This is a genomic window from Actinoallomurus sp. CA-150999, from assembly GCF_050942425.1.
Lineage (GTDB): Bacteria > Actinomycetota > Actinomycetes > Streptosporangiales > Streptosporangiaceae > Actinoallomurus.
This window is the reverse complement of the sequence record NZ_CP192063.1, coordinates 3,410,532-3,432,830: the sequence shown is the minus strand read 5'-3', so window position 1 is coordinate 3,432,830 and position 22,299 is coordinate 3,410,532. Positions and strand designations below refer to the sequence as shown.

The 22,299-nt window shown below is 71.4% G+C and carries 19 protein-coding genes and 3 pseudogenes; 7 read left to right on the top strand and 15 right to left on the bottom strand.

What is annotated here, in order from left to right:
- Positions 1 to 4 precede the first annotated feature (4 nt).
- A complete protein-coding gene (locus ACQP2O_RS16375; RefSeq protein ID WP_433185180.1) occupies positions 5 to 694 on the bottom strand; it encodes a response regulator in 690 nt (229 codons plus the stop codon).
- Entirely contained in the window at positions 691 to 2,217 is a 1,527-nt protein-coding gene (locus tag ACQP2O_RS16370; protein WP_433185177.1) for a sensor histidine kinase, read from the bottom strand. The genes ACQP2O_RS16375 and ACQP2O_RS16370 overlap by 4 nt, the downstream gene beginning before the upstream one ends.
- Before the next feature lie 223 nt (positions 2,218 to 2,440).
- On the opposite strand from ACQP2O_RS16370, the gene ACQP2O_RS16365 reads away from it, so the two are divergent.
- Positions 2,441 to 3,841: an FAD-binding oxidoreductase gene (locus ACQP2O_RS16365; RefSeq protein WP_433185174.1), complete on the top strand. Its 1,401-nt coding sequence runs from the start codon at positions 2,441 to 2,443 to the stop codon at positions 3,839 to 3,841.
- A 195-nt stretch (positions 3,842 to 4,036) separates the two neighbouring features.
- Here the strand turns inward: ACQP2O_RS16365 and dnaE are convergent, their stop codons facing one another.
- The 5 genes and pseudogenes from dnaE to ACQP2O_RS16340 form a co-directional block, all read right to left on the bottom strand.
- Positions 4,037 to 7,561, bottom strand: coding sequence for a DNA polymerase III subunit alpha (gene dnaE, locus ACQP2O_RS16360; protein WP_433185172.1), 3,525 nt, complete (start codon positions 7,559 to 7,561; stop codon positions 4,037 to 4,039).
- 469 nt (positions 7,562 to 8,030) lie between these two features.
- A pseudogene (locus tag ACQP2O_RS16355) lies at positions 8,031 to 8,543 on the bottom strand (RNA-guided endonuclease InsQ/TnpB family protein); the annotation flags it as partial.
- Positions 8,544 to 8,666: a hypothetical protein gene (locus ACQP2O_RS16350; RefSeq protein ID WP_433185169.1), complete on the bottom strand. Its 123-nt coding sequence runs from the start codon at positions 8,664 to 8,666 to the stop codon at positions 8,544 to 8,546.
- 553 nt (positions 8,667 to 9,219) lie between these two features.
- A complete protein-coding gene (locus tag ACQP2O_RS16345; RefSeq protein WP_433191044.1) occupies positions 9,220 to 9,525 on the bottom strand; it encodes a chorismate mutase in 306 nt (101 codons plus the stop codon).
- A gap of 117 nt (positions 9,526 to 9,642) precedes the next feature.
- Positions 9,643 to 10,071, bottom strand: a pseudogene (locus ACQP2O_RS16340) (hypothetical protein); the annotation flags it as partial.
- A 399-nt stretch (positions 10,072 to 10,470) separates the two neighbouring features.
- On the opposite strand from ACQP2O_RS16340, the gene ACQP2O_RS16335 reads away from it, so the two are divergent.
- Together ACQP2O_RS16335 and ACQP2O_RS16330 are read left to right on the top strand one after the other, a co-directional pair.
- A complete protein-coding gene (locus tag ACQP2O_RS16335) occupies positions 10,471 to 11,484 on the top strand; it encodes a sigma-70 family RNA polymerase sigma factor (RefSeq protein ID WP_433185167.1) in 1,014 nt (337 codons plus the stop codon).
- Positions 11,481 to 12,299 carry an AraC family ligand binding domain-containing protein gene (locus tag ACQP2O_RS16330; protein ID WP_433185164.1) on the top strand — a complete coding sequence of 273 codons (819 nt, stop codon included), beginning with the start codon at positions 11,481 to 11,483 and terminating at the stop codon, positions 12,297 to 12,299. Before ACQP2O_RS16335 ends, ACQP2O_RS16330 begins: the two co-directional genes overlap by 4 nt.
- A 172-nt stretch (positions 12,300 to 12,471) precedes the next feature.
- Here the strand turns inward: ACQP2O_RS16330 and ACQP2O_RS16325 are convergent, their stop codons facing one another.
- On the bottom strand, positions 12,472 to 13,383 hold the full coding sequence (locus ACQP2O_RS16325) for an SDR family oxidoreductase (protein WP_433185161.1): 912 nt from the start codon (positions 13,381 to 13,383) through the stop codon (positions 12,472 to 12,474).
- Between the two features lie 96 nt (positions 13,384 to 13,479).
- On the opposite strand from ACQP2O_RS16325, the gene ACQP2O_RS16320 reads away from it, so the two are divergent.
- From ACQP2O_RS16320 to ACQP2O_RS16305, 4 genes and pseudogenes are all read left to right on the top strand, one after another.
- The gene (locus ACQP2O_RS16320; protein ID WP_433185158.1) at positions 13,480 to 14,151 is read left to right on the top strand and encodes a TetR family transcriptional regulator; all 672 of its coding nucleotides are present in this window, start codon (positions 13,480 to 13,482) and stop codon (positions 14,149 to 14,151) included.
- Between the two features lie 76 nt (positions 14,152 to 14,227).
- Positions 14,228 to 14,938, top strand: coding sequence for an AzlC family ABC transporter permease (locus ACQP2O_RS16315; protein ID WP_433185156.1), 711 nt, complete (start codon positions 14,228 to 14,230; stop codon positions 14,936 to 14,938).
- 10 nt (positions 14,939 to 14,948) lie between these two features.
- Positions 14,949 to 15,260 carry an AzlD domain-containing protein gene (locus tag ACQP2O_RS16310; protein ID WP_433185153.1) on the top strand — a complete coding sequence of 104 codons (312 nt, stop codon included), beginning with the start codon at positions 14,949 to 14,951 and terminating at the stop codon, positions 15,258 to 15,260.
- Positions 15,261 to 15,271: 11 nt separating this feature from the next.
- A pseudogene (locus ACQP2O_RS16305) lies at positions 15,272 to 15,385 on the top strand (IS982 family transposase); the annotation flags it as partial.
- A gap of 49 nt (positions 15,386 to 15,434) precedes the next feature.
- Here ACQP2O_RS16305 and ACQP2O_RS16300 read toward each other — a convergent pair.
- From ACQP2O_RS16300 to ACQP2O_RS16270, 7 genes are all read right to left on the bottom strand, one after another.
- Entirely contained in the window at positions 15,435 to 15,830 is a 396-nt protein-coding gene (locus tag ACQP2O_RS16300; protein ID WP_433185150.1) for a VOC family protein, read from the bottom strand.
- A 102-nt stretch (positions 15,831 to 15,932) separates the two neighbouring features.
- Positions 15,933 to 16,934, bottom strand: a complete 1,002-nt coding sequence (locus tag ACQP2O_RS16295; RefSeq protein ID WP_433185148.1) for a M24 family metallopeptidase — start codon at positions 16,932 to 16,934, stop codon at positions 15,933 to 15,935.
- Complete coding sequence (locus ACQP2O_RS16290; protein WP_433185145.1) at positions 16,931 to 18,046, bottom strand: oligopeptide/dipeptide ABC transporter ATP-binding protein; 1,116 nt, start codon at positions 18,044 to 18,046, stop codon at positions 16,931 to 16,933. The genes ACQP2O_RS16295 and ACQP2O_RS16290 overlap by 4 nt, the downstream gene beginning before the upstream one ends.
- A complete protein-coding gene (locus ACQP2O_RS16285) occupies positions 18,043 to 18,819 on the bottom strand; it encodes an ABC transporter ATP-binding protein (protein ID WP_433185143.1) in 777 nt (258 codons plus the stop codon). The genes ACQP2O_RS16290 and ACQP2O_RS16285 overlap by 4 nt, the downstream gene beginning before the upstream one ends.
- Positions 18,816 to 19,661 (bottom strand): ABC transporter permease, encoded by an 846-nt coding sequence (locus ACQP2O_RS16280; RefSeq protein ID WP_433185140.1) that lies wholly within the window; start codon positions 19,659 to 19,661, stop codon positions 18,816 to 18,818. Before ACQP2O_RS16280 ends, ACQP2O_RS16285 begins: the two co-directional genes overlap by 4 nt.
- Positions 19,658 to 20,683 (bottom strand): ABC transporter permease, encoded by a 1,026-nt coding sequence (locus ACQP2O_RS16275; protein WP_433185137.1) that lies wholly within the window; start codon positions 20,681 to 20,683, stop codon positions 19,658 to 19,660. Before ACQP2O_RS16275 ends, ACQP2O_RS16280 begins: the two co-directional genes overlap by 4 nt.
- A complete protein-coding gene (locus tag ACQP2O_RS16270; protein ID WP_433185134.1) occupies positions 20,680 to 22,269 on the bottom strand; it encodes an ABC transporter substrate-binding protein in 1,590 nt (529 codons plus the stop codon). The genes ACQP2O_RS16275 and ACQP2O_RS16270 overlap by 4 nt, the downstream gene beginning before the upstream one ends.
- Between the last annotated feature and the right edge of the window lie 30 nt (positions 22,270 to 22,299).

Sequence of the window (22,299 nt, the reverse complement as noted above, 5' to 3'; positions counted from 1 at the left end):
TCCGTCAGCCGTCCGGGTCCCACGGGCGGACGGTGGCGTCGCCGGCCGTCACGAGGCCGGACTCGTAGGCCAGGACGACGAGCTGGGCGCGGTCACGCGTGCGCAGCTTGGTCATGGCGCGGCTGACATGTGTCTTCGCCGTGGTCGGGCTGATCACCATGTGCGCGGCGATCTCGTCGTTGGACAGGCCGCGGGCGACCAGCGCCGTCACCTCTCGCTCCCGGTTGGTGAGGGCGGCGAGCGCGTCCGGCGTGGAGACCCGCGGGCGCCGGGACACGAACTCCCTGATCAGCCTGCGGGTGATGGCCGGTGCGAGCAGCGCGTCGCCGCGCGCGGCGACGCGGACGCCGTGCAGCAGGTCGGCCGGTTCGGTGTCCTTGACGAGGAAGCCGCACGCGCCCGCGCGCAGCGCGTCGAAGACGTACTCGTCGAGCCCGTAGTTGGTCAGCATCACGACGTGGACGCCGGCCAGGCGCTCGTCGGCGGTGATCCGGCGGGTCGCCTCGATGCCGTCGACCACGGGCATCTGAACATCGACGAGGGCGACGTCGGGCCCGTGCCGGAGGGCGAGTGCGACGGCCTCTTCGCCGTTCGCCGCCTCGCCGACGACCTCGATGTCGTCCTCGGCCTGGAGAAGGGCGCGGAATCCCGCGCGGATGAGCGCCTGATCGTCGGCGAGCAGCACCCGGATCACGGCATCTCCCGGCCGACCCCGGTCCCGGCGATTCTCCCGACCGCAGTCCCGGTGTTGGACGCGGCCGCACTCCCGGTCCCGGTGCCGGCAATGCTCCTGGCGGCAGTACCAGTGCTGGTCGCGGCGTTGCTGGTCGCGGCGGCGGACCCGGCCTCGGTGCCGGCGCTGTTCCCGGCCCCGGTCGCGACCATGGTCCCGGCACCTTCCCCGGCCACAGTCCCGGAGCCGGTGACGGTCCCGGCCGCGGTGCCGGCGCTGCTCCCGCCGGCGGTCACGGTCCCGACGATGCGCTCGGGCCCGTCCCCGGCCGCGCGCCCGTCCTCGGTGCGGGCGGCGGCGGGCGTTCGCTCGGGAGCGGTGCCGTCCGTCGGGTGTTCCGGCGGGTCGTTCAGAGGCAGCTCGGCGCGTACGGTGAATCCGCCTTCCGGGCGGGGTGCGGCGCTGAGCCGCCCGGCGAGGGCGGTGACCCGTTCCCGCATGCCGGTCAGGCCGACGCCGGGCGTCGGGGGCGTCCCGGGCCGGGCCGTGCCGTCGTCGTCGATCTGGACGGTGAGCGTGTCCGCGCCGTAGTCGAGGCACACCGACGCGGACGCGGCGCCGGCGTGCCGGGCGACGTTGGTCAGCGCCTCCTGCACGATGCGGTACGCCGCGCGGTCGACGGCGGGCGGCAGTTCGCGGGTCCGGCCCACGATGGTCAGGTCGGCCTGCAGGCCGGCGGAGCAGGCCCGCCGCAGGAGCTGCGGCAGCCGGTCCAGCCCGCTGCCGCTGGTCTCGGCGTCGGACTCGCGCAGCACCTCGAGCGTCGCCCGCAACTCGCGCATCGCCTCGCCACTGGCCTCCTGGATGGCCAGGAGCGCCTCCGGGACGTCCTCGCCGCGTTTGCGGGCGAGGTGGATCGCCACGCCGACCTGGACCTTCACGATGGAGATGCTGTGGGTGAGCGAGTCGTGCAGCTCGCGGGCGATGCGCAGGCGTTCCTCGCCGGCGCGGCGCAGCGCCATCTCCTCCTGGGTGCGCTCGGCCTCCGCCGCCCGCTGCCGTGCCTCGCGGACGTAGGCGTCCCACTGCCGGAAGGCCCCGCCCATCATCACGCTGGCGACCAGCCAGCCCGCGAGCAGGAACCGGTCCTGGAGCACCTGCCGGAACGGCTCTCCGTGGTGCAGGGTCAGGTCCGTGATGATGACGACGACGAGGGCGGCCTTGGGCACCAGGGCGATGATCCGGTGCCCGGCGCGGGCGGCGGTGAACAGTGCCACCATCACCGGCTCGGCGGCGGCGATGCCCGGATATCCGCGGACGAGGTAGACGAGAACGCACGCGGTGGTGATGAGGAGGACGGCGACCGGGTGCCGGCGGCGTACGACGAGCGCGGCCGACCCGGCCAGCAGGAGCAGGTAGCCGAGAGCGTCCAGGCCGGTACGCCCGGGAGGCGCGATCGCGGCGCCGATCAGGGCGACGGCCGCCACGGCGGTCGAGACGATCAGGTCGGAGGCCGGCGGACGCAGCCGGTGCTGGATCCCCATTCGGGCAGCTTAAACCGCGGACGTCGCCCCGCGGCTCCTCCGGGAAGCGGAGCCGCGCGCTACTCCCCCGGGAGTACGTGGGCCGTCGCTGCGCCGCGTGGGGCAGCGCGACTCCCGTCCCCCGGCCGACGACGGCGGGGCGGCCGGGGGGCGAGCATCGGAGACGACCGATGACGGCCGCCGTCACGCCGGTGACGGCCGACACTCCCGGGGAGCGAACGACATGACGTTGACTGCGACGACCGCGGAACGCATCGCGCGCACGCTGCGTGAGGCCTTCGCCGGACCGGTGCACCTGCCCGGCGACGCGGCGTACGACGAGGCGCGGACGGCCTGGAATCTCCGGGTCGACCCGCACCCGCTGATCGTCGCCGAGGCGACCTGTCCCGGCGACGTACGGGCCGCGGTCGTCACCGCACGCGAGCACGGCCTGCCGTTCGCCGTCCAGGCCACCGGGCACGGCACGATCGTGCCCGCCGACGGCGGCCTCCTGCTCAAGACGTCACGGATGGCGGAGGTCCGGGTCCACCCGTACCGGAGCGTCGCGCGGGTCGGCCCCGGCGCGCGCTGGTCGGACGTGATCGCCGCCGCCGCGCCGTACGGTCTCGTGCCGGTGTCGGGCAGCCCGTTCGTCGGCGTGACGGGGTACACGCTCGGCGGTGGGGCGGGCTGGCCGTCCCGCAAATTCGGCTTCGCCGCCGACGGCCTGGTGCGGGCCGACGTGGTCACCGCCGAAGGCGAGCACGTCACGGCGGACGCCGACCACCACGCCGACCTGCTCTGGGCGCTGCGCGGCGGAGGCGGGAACTTCGGCGTGGTCACCGCGCTGGAGGTCCGGTTGCACCGCGTCGGCCGGGTGTTCGCGGGCCTCTCCCTCTACGACGCCGAGCGTGCCGCCGACACGCTCGCCCGCTACCGGGAGTGGGCGGCCGATGAGCCCGACGAGCTGAACACCGCCGTGGTGCTGATGCGGATGCCGGACGCCCCGGGGCTCCCCGACACGGTACGCGGCCGGCCGGTCGTCGGCGTCCGGGTGTTCCATCTGGGCACGTACGAGGAGGCCGAGCCGCGACTCGACTCGCTGCTGGAGGCGGCGGGGCCGCCGCTGGCCGACGGCTTCCGGGCGATGACGTTCGGGGAGGCGAGCACGGCGATCTCCGGGTCGCCGCCGCCTCCGATGGCGGTCCGCCAGCACATCGACCTGTTCCGTGACCTGCCCGGCGCGGTGCTCGAAGCGCTGCCGGACGCGGTGTTCGGCGGGACGCCGGCACCGGCGGTCGAGGTCCGGCACTGGGGCGGCGCGATGGCGCGGCCCGCGCCGGACGCCGGGCCGGTCGGCCACCGCGACGTGCCGTTCTCGGTGCTCGCGAGCGAGCCGTACGGGCCCGCCGGCACCGGGTACGGCGACCCTGCCGAGCGGTCCCGCGTCGACGCGGCCGTCGACGGCTTGGCCGGCCGGCTGCGACCGTACGCCACCGGCGGGTCCTTCCTGAACTTCCTGGCCGACCCGGACCGGACCGCGACCGCGTACACGCCGGAGAACCACGCGCGCCTGGCCCAGGCGAAGAAGACCTGGGACGCCGGCGACCTCTTCCGCCCGGGCCACCACATCCCCCCGCTGTGACGGAGCCACGCGCGACCCGGACGACCTCCGCCGTCCGCGCCGCGTCCCTCCGCTGTGACGCGCCGTGGGGCCCGGACGGCCTGTCTCGCCCCGGCTGTGACGCGCGGCGTGGGGCCCGGACGGCCTGTTGCGTCCGGGCCACTGCCCCCGCCGTGACGAGGCCGCGGGGCCCGCCGCTGGGGGCGGGCCGGCCGATCAGACCAGGCAGGTGGGGCCGAGGAGCTGTTTGAGGTCGCCCATCAGCGCCGGGGAGGCCGTGACCCGGAGCCTGTCGTCGAGACGGACGACGGTGGTCCGGGGGCCGTTCTGCAACTGCAGGTGGACCTCGGTCTGCCCGGGGTGGGCGCCCAGCACCTCCTTCAGGCTCTGCACGACCGGCGGGGTCACCCGGGTCACCGGCATCGAGACGGTGAGTGGCCGGCCGGAGTCGCTCACCGTGAGGTCCGGCTGGGTGACCTCCATGGCGATCAGCTTCGGGGTGTCCTCGCGCTTGTCGAGGCGTGCCTTGACGACGAGGATGGCGTCCTCGGCCAGCAGCGTCGAGCACAGCTGGTACGCCGACGGGAAGATCATCAGCTCGATCGCGCCCTCGAGGTCCTCGAGGACGGTCAGCGCCCAGGAGTCGCCCTTCTTGGTGACCTTCCGCTGCAGGCCCGACACCAGGCCACCGACGGTGACGATCTGGCCGTCCGCCCGCTCGTCGGCGGTGAGAGCGGCGATCGAGCAGTCGACGTTCGCGGACAGGATGTGCTCGATGCCGAGCAGCGGGTGGTCGGAGACGTAGAGGCCGAGCATCTCGCGTTCGAAGGCGAGCAGGGTGGTCTTGTCCCACTCCCCCTCCGGGATGGCGATGTCGAACGTCGTGTCCACCACGTCCTCGCCCCCGCCGAACAGGGAGTCCTGGCCGATCGCCTCGTTGCGCTTGATGTCGATGATCGCGTCGATGGCCTGCTCGTGGACCATGACGAGGCTCTTGCGCTCGTGCTTGAGGCTGTCGAACGCGCCCGCCTTGACCAGGGACTCGACGACCCGCTTGTTGCAGACCTGCGGCGGCACCTTGCGCAGGAAGTCCTGGAAGTCGGTGAAGCGGTCCTTCTCGATGCGGGCCTTGACGATCGCGTCGACGACGTTCTCGCCGACGTTGCGGATCGCGGACAGGCCGAACAGGATCTCGGTGTCGCCCTTCGGCGTGAAGTCGGAGTCGGACTCGTTGACGTCGGGCGTGAGCACCTTGATGCCCATGCGGCGGCACTCGTTGAGGTAGAGCGCGCTCTTGTCCTTGTCGTCCTTGACCGAGGTGAGCAGCGCCGCCATGTACTCGGCGGGGTAGTTGGACTTGAGGTAGGCGGTCCAGTACGAGACGAGGCCGTACCCGGCGGTGTGCGCCTTGTTGAAGGCGTAGTCGGAGAAGGGCAGCAGGATGTCCCACAGCGCCTTGATCGCCGCGGCCGGGTACTTCCGCTCCTTCATGCCGGACTCGAAGGTGGCGTACTGCTTGTCCAGCTCCGACTTCTTCTTCTTGCCCATCGCGCGGCGGAGCAGGTCCGCCTGTCCGAGGCTGTAGCCCGCGACCTTCTGCGCGATGGCCATGACCTGCTCCTGATAGACGATCAGGCCGTAGGTCGTGTCGAGGATGTCCTTGAGGTCGTCCTCGAGCGCCTCGTGGATCGGGCTGATCGGCTGCTGGCCGTTCTTGCGCAGCGCGTAGTTGGTGTGGGAGTTGGCGCCCATCGGGCCGGGGCGGTACAGCGCGAGGGCCGCGGAGATGTCCTCGAAGTTGTCGGGGCGCATCAGCCGCAGCAGCGAGCGCATGCCGCCACCGTCCAGCTGGAAGATGCCGAGCGTGTCGCCGCGGGCCAGCAGCTCGTACGCCTTCTTGTTGTCCAGCGGCAGCTTCAGCAGGTCGAGCTCGACGCCCTTGTTGGCCTTGATGGCCTTCAGCGCGTCCTGCATGATCGTCAGGTTGCGCAGGCCCAGGAAGTCCATCTTCAGCAGGCCGAGCGTCTCGCAGGTCGGGTAGTCGAACTGCGTGATGATCACACCGTCGGAGTCACGGCGCATGATCGGGATGTGGTCGGTCAGCGGCTCCGCCGACATGATCACACCGGCGGCGTGCACGCCGGTCTGGCGGATCAGGCCCTCGAGGCCCTGCGCCAGATCCATGATCTGCTTGACGTCGGTCTCTTCCTCGTACAGCTTGCGCAGCTCGCCGGCCTCGCCGTACCGCGGGTGCTTGTCGTCGAAGATCCCCGACAGCGGGATGTCCTTGCCCATGACGGCGGGCGGGAACGCCTTGGAGATGCGGTCGCCGAGGGCGTACGGGAAGCCGAGGACGCGGCCCGCGTCCTTGATCGCAGCCTTCGCCTTAATGGTGCCGAAGGTGGCGATCATGGAGACCTTGTCGGCGCCCCACTTCTCGGTGACGTAGCGGATGGCGTCGGCCCGCCCACGCTCGTCGAAGTCGACGTCGATATCGGGCATGGACACGCGGTCGGGGTTGAGGAACCGCTCGAAGATCAGTCCGTGCGGGAGCGGGTCCAGGTCGGTGATGCCCATCGCGTACGCGACGAGCGACCCGGCCGCCGAGCCACGGCCGGGGCCGACCGCGATGCCGTTGTTCTTCGACCACATGATGAAGTCGGCGACGACGAGGAAGTACGACGGGAACCCCATCTGGCAGATGACGTCCATCTCGTACTCGGCCTGCTTGCGGTGCTCCTCGTCGACGCCTTCGGGGAAGCGTCGCTCCATGCCCCGCCAGACCTCTTTACGGAACCACGACTCCTCGGACTCGCCCTCCGGCACCGGGAAGCGCGGCATGAGGTTGTGGAACTCGAACATGCCGGACGCGTCGACGCGCTCGGCGACGAGGAGGGTGTTGCGGCAGCCCTCGGCCCAGATGTCGGAGGTGTCGATCGCCCGCATCTCGTCGGCGGACTTGAGGTAGTAGCCGGAGCCGTCGAACTTGAAGCGGCCCGGGTCGGACAGCTGCTTGCCGGTCTGGATGCACAGCAGCGCGTCGTGGGCGGACGCCTCGGACTCGCGCGTGTAGTGGGAGTCGTTGGTGACGACGGGCGGGATGCCGAGCTTCTTGCTGATCTCGATCAGTCCGTCACGGACCCGGCGCTCGATGTCGAGACCGTGGTCCATGACCTCCAGGAAGTAGTTGTCCTTGCCGAACAGCTCCTGGTACTTGGCGGCGGCCTCCAGGGCCTTGTCGAAGTGACCGAGGCGCAGCCGGGTCTGGACCTCGCCGGAGGGGCAGCCGGTGGTGGCCATGAGGCCGGCCGAGTGCTCGGCCAGCAGCTCGAAGTCCATCCGGGCCCACTTGCGGATGAACCCCTCGGTGTAGGCGCGGCTCGTCAGCTTGAACAGGTTGTGCAGGCCCTCGGCGTTGCGCGCCCAGATCGTCTTGTGGGTGTAGTGGCCGCCACCGGAGACGTCGTCGCCCTTCTGGCTGGGCTCGCCCCAGCGCACCGGCTGCTTGTGGAACCGGGATTCCGGGGCGACGTAGGCCTCGATGCCCACGATGGGGGTCACCCCGGCGGCGGTGGCCTGTTTGTAGAAGTCGTACGCACCGTGGGTGTTGCCGTGGTCGGTCATCGCGACGGCCGGCATCTTCTGCCGCTCGACCTCGGCGAACATCTCCTTGAGACGGGCCGCTCCGTCGAGCATGGAGTACTCGGTGTGCACATGCAGATGCACGAACGAGTCACTCATGCGCGATGCGCCTCCTTCAGGCATGGCGACGCCCCACGTGCCCGGAGCACGCGCCGCGTCGGAAGTCGTCGTCTGGGGTGAGAGCCGGCCGGAAGCCGGGTCCCCTGAGCCTAACGGTGCCACCGGGATCACCGGGGCCTGACACTCCGGATGTCCGGTTTATACCTATTTTCGGTCAGCGACGCCTTCACTTCCAAGCGACGTACACCCGTACGCGGCCGGCGGGCCGGTCGGCGGCGGTTGCCTCACCTACCAGGGTCTACCTCATTTCCGGCGGGGAATCGACCGACTTCGCGTCGCGGCTCGAACACGCTCCGCGAGCTTGTAGGGTCGGTGGCCGTATCGCGGTTTTGGGGGAGCGACAAACCACAGTTCGTGTGTCGACAGCAGTCAGCTTCTCGGTCCTCAAAGGACCGAGCTTGCGGCTAGAGCCTCACTGGCGGTGAGGTGGTCTGCCGCGTCTTGACCGTCAGCTTGGTGGGCTGGTGGTCGGGACGTGTGACTTCCGCCCCGCATCCCACGCGTTCTGGCCTCTTCGGGCCAGGACGCGGGAAGCGTTCCGGTCCGCGTGCGCAACGACGCCGCAACCCCGGCAGATGAACAAGGCTTGAGAGATCCGGTTGAGCCGGTCGGTATGCCCGCACTCGGCGCACTGCCTGGAGGAGTACGCGGGGTCGACGAACACGACGGGCACACCGGCGCGGCGTGCCTTGTAGACGATGAAGTCTGCGAGCTGGGCGAAGGCCCAGGAGTGCAGGGCGACCCGTTGGGGCTTGCGGAGCCGTACCCGTTCACGGATCCCCGTCAACTCTTCCAGGGAGATCCCGTGCCCGGTGCGTTCAGCCTCGGTCACGATCGTCTTGGAAACACAATGGTTGACGTCCTTGGCCCGCCGTGACTCCTTACGCCGGTGTTTCCTCAACAGGCGTTTGGCGGACTTGGTGCCCTTCTTCTGCAGCTTGGCCCGCAGCGCGAGTTGCCGCTAGCGCTCGAACGCCACACCAGACACCCAGCACGCGGCCTCGTTGACCGTGCGAAGGGTGTGCTTGAGCGCCGCCGCCTGCACAGGCGTCGGTGCCAGCTTGACCTGGACCACGACCTTCACGAGCCGTGACGATATCATCGCTTTACGTCACCGAATTGAAGAACTGAGCCCCCGCTATTCGCAGAGGACCCAAGAACTCCCTGGCGACACTCCCACGTACCCGCGGGGCGACCTCCTCCGCCCCCTCTCCGTCCCCACTTCGCCTCCTCGTACGAGCGCGTCCGCTTCCGATCATCAAGGCACCGACCAGGAGCACTCCTCCTGAGCGGAGCGGGCGGCCTTCCAGAACGCTGTTGCGGCGCTGCGCGCCGCAGAGGTCGGGATACGATTCCTCCCGGGCCTGCAGGCCCGGGGTTCCTCGCAAGAACATGCTGAATCACCAGGACACGACGTCCGAGGACGAGAACGCCGGTTACGCCCACTCCCTGGGCAACCGGCAGGTCGAGATGATCGCCATTGGCGGGGCGATCGGCGTCGGCCTGTTCCTCGGGGCGGGCGACATCATGAACGCGGTCGTCCTCACCGCCGTCCTGTCCTCCTGCGACTCCCGGCCGTTGTCACCAGCCGACGCATCCGACCGCGGCCATGGTCGCCGGCCGAGGTCCATCAGCGTTCAGGCCGGGGAGAGGTCGCGTTCCTCGGACGCCTCGAGACCGGCCTCGATGACGGCCGTCATGATCCGGGCGAGCCGGTCGGCGCCGAGCCCCGGGGCGCGTCGCGCCATGGCCTCGACGATCTCGCGTTCGCGTCGCGGGTCCCGGCCGGCGAAGCCGCCGACCGGCTTGAGCCGCTGCACGGTCGCCGCGAGTTCGGCGCGGCGCTCCAGCAGTGTCGCCAGCGCCGCGTCGATCCGGTCGATCGCCGCGCGCGCCTCGGGGATCGTCTCCGGCTCGTCGTCGCGGACGAGCGGCCCGAGCAGGGCCGCCTTCGCGCGCACCTCGGCCACCAGGTCCGGCTCGGCGTCCTCGCCGAGGAACAGCCCGCGCGCGCCCACCGACAGCGCCGCGACCGCGAGGTACGGGGCGGCGGAGACGTCCACGAACACCGGGCGGCGGCGCCCGGCCTCCCGGACCAGCTCCAGGTCGATGGTGGCGTGCGGCAGGTGCGTACGGGTGCCGGTCTCGCAGAGGACGACGTCGCGGTTGCCCTCGGCCACGCAGTACTCGGCCGCCGACAGCCACTCCTCCAGCGTGGCGGCCGTGGCCCGCTGTACGACGACGGGGAGCCCGGTACGGGCCACCGCTCGCAGGAGCTGGAAGTCCTGCATCCAGGCTCCGCCGACCATGACGCCGTCGGCGTGCGTCACGACGGCCGGGAGGTCGCGCGCGGAGAACGGCTCCACCAGCAGCGGCCCCCGGTACGAGCGGCGCACCCTCGTCAGCTCGCCGGCCGCGTCCACGCGACCGTGCAGGCGGCGCAGGCTGACCACGGCGACGTCCGGCGCGGCGGCAGGGCCGGCGATCATCACGGGCTGGTCCGGATCGTGCAGGTCCATGGGTCTCTCCCTCCGGGCGGGCCCGGAGCCCGAGCCGCCCACTCACGTTGGAAAACGCGAAAGGCAGAGCCTGTGGGGCTCTGCCTTGGCCGGCTCGGGGGTCGTCGCTCAGGTCACGTCGACCGGCTCACCCGAAGCCGGCTGCATAAACGCGAAATAGCGACGATCCACGTGCCCAGGGTAACCGCGGCGATTCCCCGCATGCCACCGTGCGGGACCCTCGTCTCGGTCAATGAGACGAGAGCCGCCCGGCGGAACGTTCACCTCCAGTCATGCTCCAGGTCACGGGCGTTCTGTCAGCGGTGTGCCGTATACAAGGGGAAGGACCTGCGGACGGCCGCCGGTCGCCCGGCGCGATGAGGGGGCACCATGAGCACGGACAGCGCCGTCAAGGAAGACTTCCTGCGCGAGGCGGCTCCGTACCGCCGTGAGCTGCTGGCGCACTGCTACCGCATGCTCGGCTCCGTGCACGACGCCGAGGACCAGGTCCAGGAGACCTACATCCGGGCCTGGCGCTCGTACGACTCCTTCGAAGGCCGGTCGTCGCTGCGCACGTGGCTGCACCGGATCGCCACCCGCACCTGCCTCACCGCCCTGGAGAGCCGAGGCCGCCGGCCCCTCCCGACCGGGCTCGGCAGCCCGAACGCCGACCCGTACGACACGCTCGTCGAGCGGTCCGACGTGCCCTGGCTGGAGCCCGTTCCCGACGCCATGGCCGGCGCCGAGCACGCCGACCCCGCGGCGATCGTCGCCTCCCGGGAGAGCATCCGCCTCGCACTGATCGCCGCCCTGCAGCATCTGCCGCCCCGGCATCGCGCGGTCCTCATCCTGCGCGACGTGCTGAAGTGGCGGGCCGCAGAGGTGGCGGAGGCCCTCGACACGACGACCACCGCGGTCAACAGCATCCTGCAGCGCGCCCGCGCCCGGCTCGACGAGATCGCTCCCCCGCAGGACGGCCCGGCCGAGCCGACCTCGCCGGAGCAGCGCGAGCTCCTCGCCCGTTACGTCCAGGCCTTCGAGGACTACGACGTCGCCGCCATCGAGCGGCTGCTCACCGCCGACGCCGTCTGGGAGATGCCGCCCTTCACCGCCTGGTTCCAGGGCCGGGAGGACATCGGCCACCTGATCAAGGAGCAGTGCCCGGCCGACGCCCCCGGCGCCATGCGGCTGGTGGAGACGCGCGCCAACGGCCAGCCCGCGTTCGCGGTCTACATGCACGCCGCCGACGGGGCGCACCACGCGTTCGCCCTGCAGGTCCTCACGCCCACGCCCGAGGGCGTCTCACACGTCGCGATGTTCTTCGACCTGCGCCTGTTCACGGTCTTCGGCCTGCCCGCCGTCCTGCCGCCCTCGACGCCGCGGTCGGTAGCATCGGAGCCATGAGCCGGGAGGTGGCGCACTATCGGCGGCACCCTGCGGAGCCGGGTGTCGACCTGCTGAGCGCCCGCTACGTCACCCACCGCTACGCGAGACACGCCCACGCGACCTTCACCGTGGCGCTCATCGAGTCCGGGGTGGAGGAGTTCGAGCACGCCGGGTCGCTCCTGCGGGCCGCCGCCGGCCAGGTCGCGCTCCTGAATCCGGAGGTCGTGCACGGCGGGCACGCGGGCGTCCCCGAGGGCTGGCGCTACCGCGTGCTGTACCCCACCGTGGACGTCGTGGCGGAGCTCGCCGCCGAGCTGGGCGCCCCCGGCGGCACGCCCTACTTCCCCCACACCGTGGTGGACGACCCGGATGCGGCCCGGCTGCTCCGCGCCGTTCACCGCAGCGCCGAGGCCGGTGACGCCCTCGCGTCTTCGTCCACGCTGCACCGCGCCCTCGCCGGGCTCCTTCGCCGCCACGCCGCCCGGCCGCCCCGCTCGATGCCCGACGGCGCGCCCCCGCGCGCGGTCCGCGCCGCCCGCGAGATCCTTCACGAGCGGCTGCCCGACCCGCCGTCCCTCGACGACCTGGCCGCCATGGTGGGCACCGGGCGATTCGCCCTGCTCCGCGCCTTCCGCGCCGCGTACGGCCTGCCGCCGCACGCCTACCTGACGAACCTTCGGGTTCAGCGGGCCCGCTCACTCCTGGACGCCGGCCGGCGGCCCGCCGAGGTCGCCGCCGACCTCGGCTTCACCGATCAGGCGCACCTGACCCGGCATTTCAAGCGAATCGTCGGCGTCCCACCCGGTGCCTACCTCCTCGGCCGCCCCACCTGACCTGTACGCCGGGCCTCCCGCCGGCGGAGGCGTACAAGGGCACCCCTGTCGTCACCAAGCGGCGCGGTCCATCAGCTCGGTGTCGGCGCCTTCGTGATCGCGGAAATGCTCGGTCAGGCAGCGGACGCGCTCGACGGCTTTGAAGGCCGGCACTCGTGGAGGGTCGGGTGCGTCAGAGCTGGGCGGGAACCGATACGCCGGTGAGCTTTTCGGCCAGAGTCCACAGCCGGGCCGCGATCGCCTTGTCGGCCGAGGAACGTGGCAGCTTCGCCGGCGCGGCAGGGCCGACCATGCTCCAGCGGGGGCCGTAGTAGCCGGCCTGCGTCGCGTCGGGGCTGGTCGCCGCGTACAGCAGCGGCTGCGCGCCGCCTGCCGCGCTCTGCGACGGCACTATGCGTCCCAGGACCTGCAGAAGCAGCGGCGGGCGACCGCCCATTGTCGGGCCGTTCGATGCGAGGTTGGTGCGGGCGCTGCCCGGGTGCGCGCCCGTCGAGAGCAGCGGCCACCCTTTTCTTGTGGCCAGATCGGCCAGGTGCTGGCTCATCAGAAGATCCGCGAGCTTCGACTGACCGTAGGCAGGGACGGGTTTGTAGTCGTTAGTCCAGTTCATATCGTCGAACCGGATGGTGGCGCGGTTCGCCTGGCCGCTGCTCATCGTGGCCACCCGCGGCGCCGGCGCCTGCAGCAGCAGGGGGAGCAGTCGTACGGTGAGAGCGAATGGGCCGAGGAAGTTGCTGCCGATCTGCAGTTCGAAGCCGTCCTTGGTCTCATGACGCACCGGCGGCATCATCACGCCCGCGTTGTTCAGCAGCAGATCCAGCGGCCGTCCGTCCTTGATCATCTGGTCGGCGAACTCCTGGACCGAGGACAGGTCGGCCAGGTCGACGCGGCGCACCTCCACCTCGGCCGCTGGGTGCGCGGCGAGGATCTCGCGGCGCGCCTGCTCGCCCTTGGCGAGGGTGCGCACGGCGAGGATGACCGTGGCGCCCGCCGAAGCCAGAGCCTTCGCGGCTTCCTTGCCGGTGCCGCTGTTCGCGCCGGTCACTACGGCGAGCTTTCCCTGCTGGTCAGGAACGTGGTACAAGACGCACCTCCAAAGTACTACCGGTATCTTGTCTCGCAGCAGAGTAACGTACCACCGGTAACTTCTCAAAATACCACCGGTATGTAATATGTGACGGTGGACTTCAAACGTGCCCGCAACGACGAGCAACGGAGCCAGAGGAGACGGCAGATCCTGGACACCGCAGCCGCGATGCTGACCGAGATGCCGGTCGCGAAGCTCAGCCTGAACGAACTGAGCCGCCGCGTCGGCCTGGCCAAGCCCAATGTGCTGCGCTACTTCGACTCCCGCGAGGCGGTTCTGCTCCAACTGCTGGACGCCGAGCTCAAGGACTGGATCGCCGAGCTGGAGCGGTCGTTTCAGGCCGGCCAGGGCACGCCGCGCGAGCGCGGAGACCGGCTGGCCGAGATCCTGGCCGAGTCGATGGCGCAGCGGCCGGTACTGTGCGATCTGCTCAGCGCGCAGGCAGCGGTGCTGGAGCACAACATCTCCACCGAGGTCGCCATCGACCACAAGCACGCCGCCCTCCAGTCCATGCGGGCATTGGCCCGGCTGGCCCTGCGGCACCTCCCCGAACTCGGCGAAGATGACGCCTTCCGGCTGGTGGGAGCGACCCTGTTCATGGCCACCGCCGTCTGGCCCTGCGAGCGCCCCTCCGAGGCCGTGCAGGCCGCCTACGCCTCGGCCCCCGTCCTGGCCGCCATGCGCCCGGACTTCACCGACCTGATCCGCCAGACCGTCCAACTGACCGCCTCCGGGCTCCTCGCCCGCCAAGAGCAACACCACTGAGCACAGGGCCGCCGCCCTCGTGACGGCCGCAATTTCGTGCAAGACGCCCGTCCCGCACGCTTCTTAGCCTGCGGGTATGGATTCGGACATACGCTCCGCCGTTCGCGACGGGCTGGGGGTCGGCCTGGCCGTCGGCCTGTCGGGGCTGGCGTTCGGGGCCGCGTCGGTCGCGGCCGGGCTGGGGGTGGCGCAGACCTGCGTTCTGAGCCTCGTGGCGTTCTCGGGAGCGTCGCAGTTCGCGCTGATCGGAGTGGTCGCCGGCGGCGGCAACCTGATCGCGGGGGCCCTCGGCGCGGTCCTGCTCGGCGGCCGGAACGCCCTGTACGGCCTGCGGCTCGCGCGGACGCTCGACGTGCGCGGATGGCGGCGACTACTGACCGCCCACGTCGTCATCGACGAGACGACGGCCGTGGCCACCGCGCAGCCCGGCCCGCGGTCGGCCCGCGCGGGGTTCTGGGCCACCGCCATCAGCATCTACACCACCTGGAACCTCGCCACCCTGCTCGGCGCGCTGGGCGCGGCCCGGCTGGGCAACCCGGAGACGTACGGCCTCGACGTGGTCGGGCCGGCGGCGTTCCTCGCCCTGCTGTGGCCACGGCTGACCTCCGGAAGCACCGAGCGCGTCGTCGCGCTCCTCGCGATGGCGATCGCGGTCGCGACCACGCCGCTGCTGCCCCCGGGCGTGCCGGTCATGCTCGCCGCCGTCGCCGCGCTGGCCGGGATCGTACGACGCCGCACGCCCTCATCCCGACAGGCCGGCGAGCGCCGGGAACTCTCGGAAGTCTAGGAGGAAGATCATGGCCGTCTGGATCGCCGTCGTGGCGACCGGGCTGGGCTGCTACGCGCTCAAGCTCACCGGGCTGGTCGCCCCGCAACGTGTGCTGGACGACGAGCGGGTGCGGCGGTTCACCGCGCTCGTACCCGTCGCGCTGCTGACCGCGCTGGTCGCCGTGCAGACACTCGCGCACGGCCGCACCCTGGAGCTGGACGGTCCCCGCCTGGCCGGCATGGGCGCCGCGGTCGTCGCGCTGCTGCTACGCGCCCCGTTCCTCGTCGTCCTGGTGGTCGCGGCCGCCGTCGCCGCCGGCCTCCGCACGCTCGGCGTCTGACGCGATGGATGGGCCTGCGCCTGCACCTGGTGTGCAACCTCCAGGGACTGCCCGTCGCCTTCGCCCTGACCGGAGCGAAGGCCGACGAGCGCGAGACGCTACTGGATCTGCTCGCGGACAGCCCGTCCCGCGCTCATTGACCGCCTACGACCACCACCCCTTGGGGGTGATCATCTAGTTGGGTGGTGCCAGAGTGCGCAGGACGTCGAACTCGTTGCCCTCGGGGTCGGCCATGACCACCCAGCTCCGGCCAGGGCCCTGGCCCACGTCCACCGTGGCGGCGCCAAGGCCAAGCAACCTGGCGACCTCGTCGTCGGTACTGCTGTCGATCGGGCTGACGTCCAGGTGGAGCCGGTTCTTCACGGTCTTGCCCTCAGGCACCCGGATGAACACCATGGTGGGCGGCATCTGGCGGGCCCGGACCTCCTCGACGGTCGGCTCCCAGGAGCCGATCTCGACCTTGCCCTCGCTCCGGTCGATCACCTTGAAATCCAGGACCGCGCACCAGAAGGCCGCGAGGCGCTCCGGATCGTGGCAGTCGACGACCAACTCCGTGAACCTACTTGTCATGTCTCCCCTAGACAGTGCGGACGGTGGCTCAGCCTATGGGGTCCCGCCACCCGTCCGGCGAGTCCGGGATCGCTACGACCACTGACCCCTGGAATCGATCGCCTAGAGGTCGACCACCGAGAGCAGGCGAGGGGTCTGGTTGAGCCGGCGGGCGCCGATGTCGGTGCAGACGACGACGTCCTCGATGCGCGCACCGTACAGTTCGGGCAGGTAGACGCCGGGTCCGATCGACATGGTCATGCCCGCGTCGAGGACGGTTCCGTCCTCGGGCGTGAGGTAGGGCGGCTCATACTCGTCGAGGCCGACGCCGTGGCCGGTCCGGTGGAGGATGAACGCGCCGTACCCGCTGTCGGCGATGACCGCGCGGGCGATCGCGTCGATCTCGGCGGCCGTGACGCCGGGGCGCACCGCCTCGCAGGCGGCGGTCTGGGCGGCGAGCACGACGGAGTACATCGCCTCGAAGTCCTCCGGCGGCTCGGCCACCACGAACATCCGCGTGGTGTCGGAGCAGTGACCGCCGTACCGGCCGCTGAGGTTCACCCGGACGGCGTCGCCGGGGTTGATCACTCGGTCGGACGGCCGGTGGTGGGGGTCGGCCGAGTTCTCCCCTGCCGCGACGGCCACGGACATGGTCTCCTCGTGCCCGCTCTCGAGCAGCAGGATCCGCAGCCGCCGCGCCATCTCACGCTCGGTCGAACCGGACCAGGTGAGGTCGCGCGCCGCGACCAGCGCCCGGTCCGCTGCGATCGCGGCGCGTTCCATCAGCTCGATCTCCGCGGCGGACTTGCGCATCCGCAGCGGCGCGAGCAGGGGCGCGGCGGAGGCGATCGGCGTCTCCGGGCCGAGCGCCTCCTGCAGGGCGAGCAGCTCGTGGGCCGGCATCTGCGGATCGACCGCCACCCGCGCACCGGCGGGGATGCGCGAGACCGCCTCGCCGAACGCGTCGGCGACGTGGACCGGCGGGCCGTCCGGCGTGACGACGAGGAACCCGTGGAGCGTCGCCCCGGCGAGGTATCGCAGGTTCGACGACGGCCGCAGGACGAGGGCGTCGACGCCGTGCGCGGTGAGCAGGGCACGGAGCCGGTCCAGGCGTTCTCCGCTCACTCGGCGGCCGAGCCGGCTGTGTCCGAGCCTGCGGTGTCCGGGCTTGCGGTGCCCGAGCCCGCTGTGTCCGGGCCCGCGGTGCCCGAGCCCGCCGTGCCCGAACCCGCGGTATCCGAACCCACCGTGCCCGAGCCCGCCGTGCCCGAACCCACCGTGCCCGAGCCCGCCGTGTCCGAACCCGCCGTGTCCGAACCCGCCGTGTCCGAGCCCGCCGTGTCGTAGAGCCAGCAGGCCACCCCGCCCAGGGGCACCGGCTCCCGGACGGAGCAGACGTCCATCGCGCTCGGGCAGCGCGGGTGGAACCGGCAGCCGGAGGGCGGCGCCGCGGGGTTCGGCACGTCGCCGGGGAGCTCGGCGGGCAGCGTGCCGGAGCCGTCCGGCGCGGGAATCGCGGCCAGGAGCGCCCGGGTGTAGGGGTGCTTCGGGTCGTCCCACACCTCGGCGGTGCGGCCGGTCTCCACGATCTTGCCGAGGTACATCACGGCGATCCGGTCCGCGATGAGCCGTACCACCGACAGGTCGTGGCTGATGAACAGCAGCCCGGCGCCGGATTCGACGGCGAGGGACCGCATCAGCCCCGCGACCTGCGCCTGCGCGGAGGCGTCCAGCGCCGAGATGGGTTCGTCGCCGATCAGCAGGGACGGCCGCGCGGCGAGGGCGCGGGCGATGGCGATGCGCTGCCGCTGCCCGCCGGAGAACTCATGCGGGTAGCGGCCGGCCATGTCCGCGTCGAGACCGACCCGCTCCAGGAGCTCACCCGGTGTCGCCTTGTCGCGGATCCCGTCGGCGATCTGCCTCCCCACGCGGCGGCGCGGGTTGAGCGAGGCGTACGGGTCCTGGAACACCATCTGGATCCGGGTCAGCTCCGGATCGCGGCGGCGCAGGCCGAGCGGGCGTACCGGGCGGCCCTCGAAGGCGACCGAACCGGCGGAGGGAGCGGTGATCCCGCAGATCGCGCGGGCGAGCGTCGACTTTCCGCAGCCGGACTCGCCGACCAGGCCGACGACCTCTCCCGGGGCGACGGTGAGGCTCGCCCCGGCGACGGCCCGGACCGGCGGCCGGCCGGGGGTGCGGTGGTCGACGACCAGGTCCTCGACGGACAGAAGAGTCATGGGGTGCTCCGGTCGGGCAGGGCGTCCAGCAGGGCACGGGTGTACGGATCGGCCGGCTCGCGCATGACCCGCGCACGCGGCCCGGTCTCGACGAGGCGGCCGTCCCGCATCACGCTGATCACGTCGGCGACCGACGACATGACGCCGAGGTCGTGGGTGATGAGCAGCACCGCGAGGCCGAGGTCGTCGCAGAGGCCGCGCAGCAGCCGGAGGATGCCGGCCTGCACGGTGACGTCCAGGGCCGTCGTCGGCTCGTCGGCGATCAGCACGCGCGGATCGCAGGCGAGCGCGATGGCGATCGCGACGCGCTGCCGCATTCCGCCGGAGAACTGGTGCGGGTACCGGTCGAGCGCGCCCTCCGGGTCGGGGATGCGGACCTTGCCGAGGAGTTCCGCGGCCCGTTCCCGTGCCTGCCGCCGGTCCAGTCCCAGGTGATGGCGGATGGGGTCGGTGATCTGGCGTCCGACGGAGAGCATGGGGTGCAGGCTGGTCGACGGGTCCTGGAAGACCATGCCGATCTCACTGCCGCGCCGCTTGTTCATCTCCTTCGGTTTGAGCGTCAGCAGGTCGGTGTCGCCGAGCGAGATGGTCCCGCCGGTGCGCGCGCCGTGCGGCAGCAGGCCGAGGACGGCCAGGCCGGTCATGGTCTTGCCCGAGCCGCTCTCCCCCGCCAGTCCGTGCACCTTCCCCGCCTCCAGGGCGAGGTCGATGCCGCGGATGAGGCGTCGGCCGCCCAGTTCGACGGTGAGCTCTTCGATGGCCAGGATCGTCACAGCGCCCGCTCCTTGATCGCCCTGGCGGTCCGCGGGTCGAGCGCGTCACGCATGGTGTCGCCGAGGAAGTTGAACGCCAGCACCACCGTGAGGATGGCCAGACCCGGGAAGACCCCGACCCACCACTTGTCGAACACCTGTGTGGCCGACGCGACCATCGCCCCCCACTCCGCGGTGGGCGGCTTGGCGCCGAGGCCGAGGAACGACAGGCCGGACAGCAGCAGCAGTTGGGTGCCGATGTCGAGCGTGGCGAGCACCAGGACGGGGCCGGTCACGTTGGGCAGCACGTCGGTGCGGAGCGAGCGCCACACGGAGAAGCCGAGCAGCCGCCCGCTGAGCACGAACTCGCGGGACCGGATGCCGAGCACCAGACCGCGGGTGACGCGCGCGTACGCCGGCCAGGAGACGACGAGGACCGCCAGCACCGCGTTGCGCAGGCTCGCGCCCAGCGACGCGGCCACGGCCATCGCCAGGATCACCGTCGGGAACGCGAACACCAGGTCCGCCACCCGCATGATCGTCTCGTCCACCCACCGGCCGAAGTAGCCGGCGCAGGCGCCCAGCAGGCCGCCGATGACCACCGACAGCGCCACCAGCAGCAGGGTCAGCGGGATCGACAGCCGCGCGCCGTACAGCACCCGGCTGAAGACGTCCCGGCCGAGGTCGTCGGTGCCGAACCAGTGCGCGCCGCCGGGCGGGCTCAGCCGGGGGAACTTCTGCGCGAGCGGGTCGTACGGGGCGAGCAGTGGCGCCGCGACCACGACGATCAGCCATGCGATGGTGACGACCAGGCCGGTCACGGCGAGGGGCCTGCGCCACGCCTCCGGAAGGCGGCGGATCATGCGCTCCTCACTCTCGGGTCGATCACGCCGTACAGCACGTCGACGATGAGGTTGACCACGACGTAGATCGCGCCGACGACGAGGCCGACGCCCATGACCGCGGGCAGGTCGAGGTTGGTCGCGCTCTTGTACGCGTACTGTCCGACGCCGGGCCAGGCGAAGATCGACTCCACCAGCACCGTGCCGGACAGCAGGCTGCCGAAGGCCAGGCCGGCCACCGTGATGATCGGGACCAGCGCGGCGCGCAGCACGTACCGCAACAGCACCACGTGGCCGGGCAGCCCCTTGGCGCGCGCCGCCCGTACGTAGTCCTGGCCGAGCACCTCCAGCACCGCCGAGCGGGTGAACCGGGTCAGCAGCCCGATGGTGTACGCGGCGAGCACCAGCGCGGGCAGGGCCAGGTGACCGACGGCGCTGGCGAACACGTCCCACTGGCCGGCCAGGGCCGCGTCCACCGTGTACAGGCCGGTGACGTGCGGCGGCGGTGTCATGGTGGGGGCGATGCGGCCGGAGCCGGGGGCCAGCCGCAGCCGGTAGAAGACGAAGTAGAACGCGAGCAGGGCCAGCCAGAACGTCGGCACCGACACCCCGGCGAGGCTCGTCACCCGCAGGAACTGATCGACGATCCGGTCCCGGCGGAGCGCCGCGATCACCCCCAACGCGACGCCGACCACGAGCGACAGCAGCAGCGCCGCGCCGGCCAGCTCGAACGTCGCGGGCACGAACTCCGACAGGTCCGCGTCGACCGGGCGATGGCTCTGCTGTGACTCGCCGAGGTCGCCATGGGCGAGATTCCGCAGGTACGTGACGTACTGGACCGGCAGTGGCTTGTCCAGGCCGTGCTGCTCGCGGAACTGCTTCACGATCGCCGGGTTGCCGAGGGCCTGCTGCCCCAGGTTGGCCGCGGCCGGGTCACCCGGCACCAGGTTGGTGAGGGTGAAGGTGACCAGCGTGACCCCGACGGCCAGCAGTACGGAGACCGCCAGCCGCCGGGCCAGGAAGCGGATCAGCTGGTGTTTCACTTGCTGCCGAGTGTCGCGAGGTCGATGGTCCACACCGGGTTCAGCGCCACGCCGGTCACCGAGGCGGCGCTGACCACGTGCTGGCTCGGCTGGAACAGCGGAACGATCGGACCGTTCTGGTTCAGCTGCGTCTGGATCTGCTGGTACTGCTGCGCGCGGGCGTCGCCGATGGTCCGCGCGGCCTTGTCACCGGCGCTTTCCAGCGCGGAGTCGTCGCCCTTCTTCCAACCCGCGCGCAGGCCGATGAGCTTGCCGGGCAGGAAGGCGAGGTAGTCGCTGGCGTCCGGGTAGTCCGGGCTCCACCACCACAGGCCCATCTCCTCCTTGCCGTCGCGGTAGTTCTGCAGCGCGGTCGCGATCGGCGCGGGAGCCAGGTCGACGGTGATGCCGACCTCCTTCAGGTTCGCCTGGATGCGCTCGGCGAGCGGCTGGAAGGACAGCCCGTTCAGCGTGTAGTCGCTCGGGAACTCCAGCTTGACCTTCGGGTTCGGGACACCGCTCGCGGCGAGCGCCGCCTTGGCGCCGGCCACGTCGCGCTTGGTCGCCTGGTCGGCGGGCAGCGCGCCGTTGATCATCGACGGGACGATCCCGGCCGCCTGGACCGAGCCCTCGCCGGCGAGCTGGAGCAGCCCCTGGTAGTCGACGCCCTTGCGGACGGCCTCGACGAACTTCGGGTTGGACGTGACCTTGCTGACGGCGCTGCCGTGGTTGGCGAGCAGGAAGAACACGCTCGCCGAGGCGCCCTTGGCGACCTGCAGACCCCCGCCGATGCCCTGGGCCTGGTCGGCCGACAGGTCCAGCGCGATCTGGCTGTCGCCGCGCTGCACGTTCAGCTTCTGCGTCGGCGCCTGGACGTTGCGGATCACCACCTTGCCGTACGCCGGCTTGGTCGTGCCCCAGTACTTGGCGTTGGCCTTGAGCACGACCTGCGTGCTGGCGTTGAACGAGTCCAGGACGTACGGGCCGGAGCCCGCCGACTGGCCGTTGAGGAACGACTCCGCCTTGTCGTCGGCGCTCTCGGTGCCGCCGTGGGCCTTGACGACCTTGGAGTTGACGATGCCGAGCGCCGGGTTGGGCAGGATGAACGGCAGCGCCGGGTTCGGCTGCGCCGAGTGCAGCTCGATGGTCGTGTCGTCGACCTTCTTCACGGTCACGCCGTCCAGCAGGAACGACGGGTTGCCCTTGAGGTCGCGGACCCGGTTCAGGGAGAACACCACGTCGTCGGCGGTGACCGGGCTGCCGTCGGAGAACGTCGCCCCCTGCCGCAGCTTGAGCGTCAGCGTCTTGCCGTCCTTGGACTCCTGGTACGACTCGGCCAGCGCGGGCACCGGCTTGCTGACGTCGGATCCGGTGAAGGTCAGCAGCGTGTCGTAGAGCGCCCGGTCGACCAGCAGGCCGGTCTGCTCGTACATCCGGCCGGGGTCGGCGGTCTTCAGGTTGAAGGACGTGTCGATGACCAGCGCCTTGCCGCCGGACGCCGAGGAGGACGAGGAGGAGCCGCCGCCGGAGCATGCGGTCAGGCTGATCGCGGACGCCACGAGGACGGGCAGGATCGCCCGTCGGGGCGCGGAGCGCAGGCTCGGCATGTACAGCCTCCGAGGGTTTCGGTCAGGGGT

Coding starts and splice junctions, on each gene's coding strand:
- ACQP2O_RS16310 (WP_433185153.1), top strand. CDS start 14,949: ATGGCCGTCTGGATCGCCGTCGTGGCGACCGGGCTGGGCTGCTACGCG.
- ACQP2O_RS16335 (WP_433185167.1), top strand. CDS start 10,471: ATGAGCACGGACAGCGCCGTCAAGGAAGACTTCCTGCGCGAGGCGGCT.
- ACQP2O_RS16280 (WP_433185140.1), bottom strand. CDS start 19,661: ATGATCCGCCGCCTTCCGGAGGCGTGGCGCAGGCCCCTCGCCGTGACC.
- ACQP2O_RS16365 (WP_433185174.1), top strand. CDS start 2,441: ATGACGTTGACTGCGACGACCGCGGAACGCATCGCGCGCACGCTGCGT.
- ACQP2O_RS16315 (WP_433185156.1), top strand. CDS start 14,228: ATGGATTCGGACATACGCTCCGCCGTTCGCGACGGGCTGGGGGTCGGC.
- dnaE (WP_433185172.1), bottom strand. CDS start 7,561: ATGAGTGACTCGTTCGTGCATCTGCATGTGCACACCGAGTACTCCATG.
- ACQP2O_RS16270 (WP_433185134.1), bottom strand. CDS start 22,269: ATGCCGAGCCTGCGCTCCGCGCCCCGACGGGCGATCCTGCCCGTCCTC.
- ACQP2O_RS16330 (WP_433185164.1), top strand. CDS start 11,481: ATGAGCCGGGAGGTGGCGCACTATCGGCGGCACCCTGCGGAGCCGGGT.
- ACQP2O_RS16290 (WP_433185145.1), bottom strand. CDS start 18,046: ATGACTCTTCTGTCCGTCGAGGACCTGGTCGTCGACCACCGCACCCCC.
- ACQP2O_RS16370 (WP_433185177.1), bottom strand. CDS start 2,217: ATGGGGATCCAGCACCGGCTGCGTCCGCCGGCCTCCGACCTGATCGTC.
- ACQP2O_RS16300 (WP_433185150.1), bottom strand. CDS start 15,830: ATGACAAGTAGGTTCACGGAGTTGGTCGTCGACTGCCACGATCCGGAG.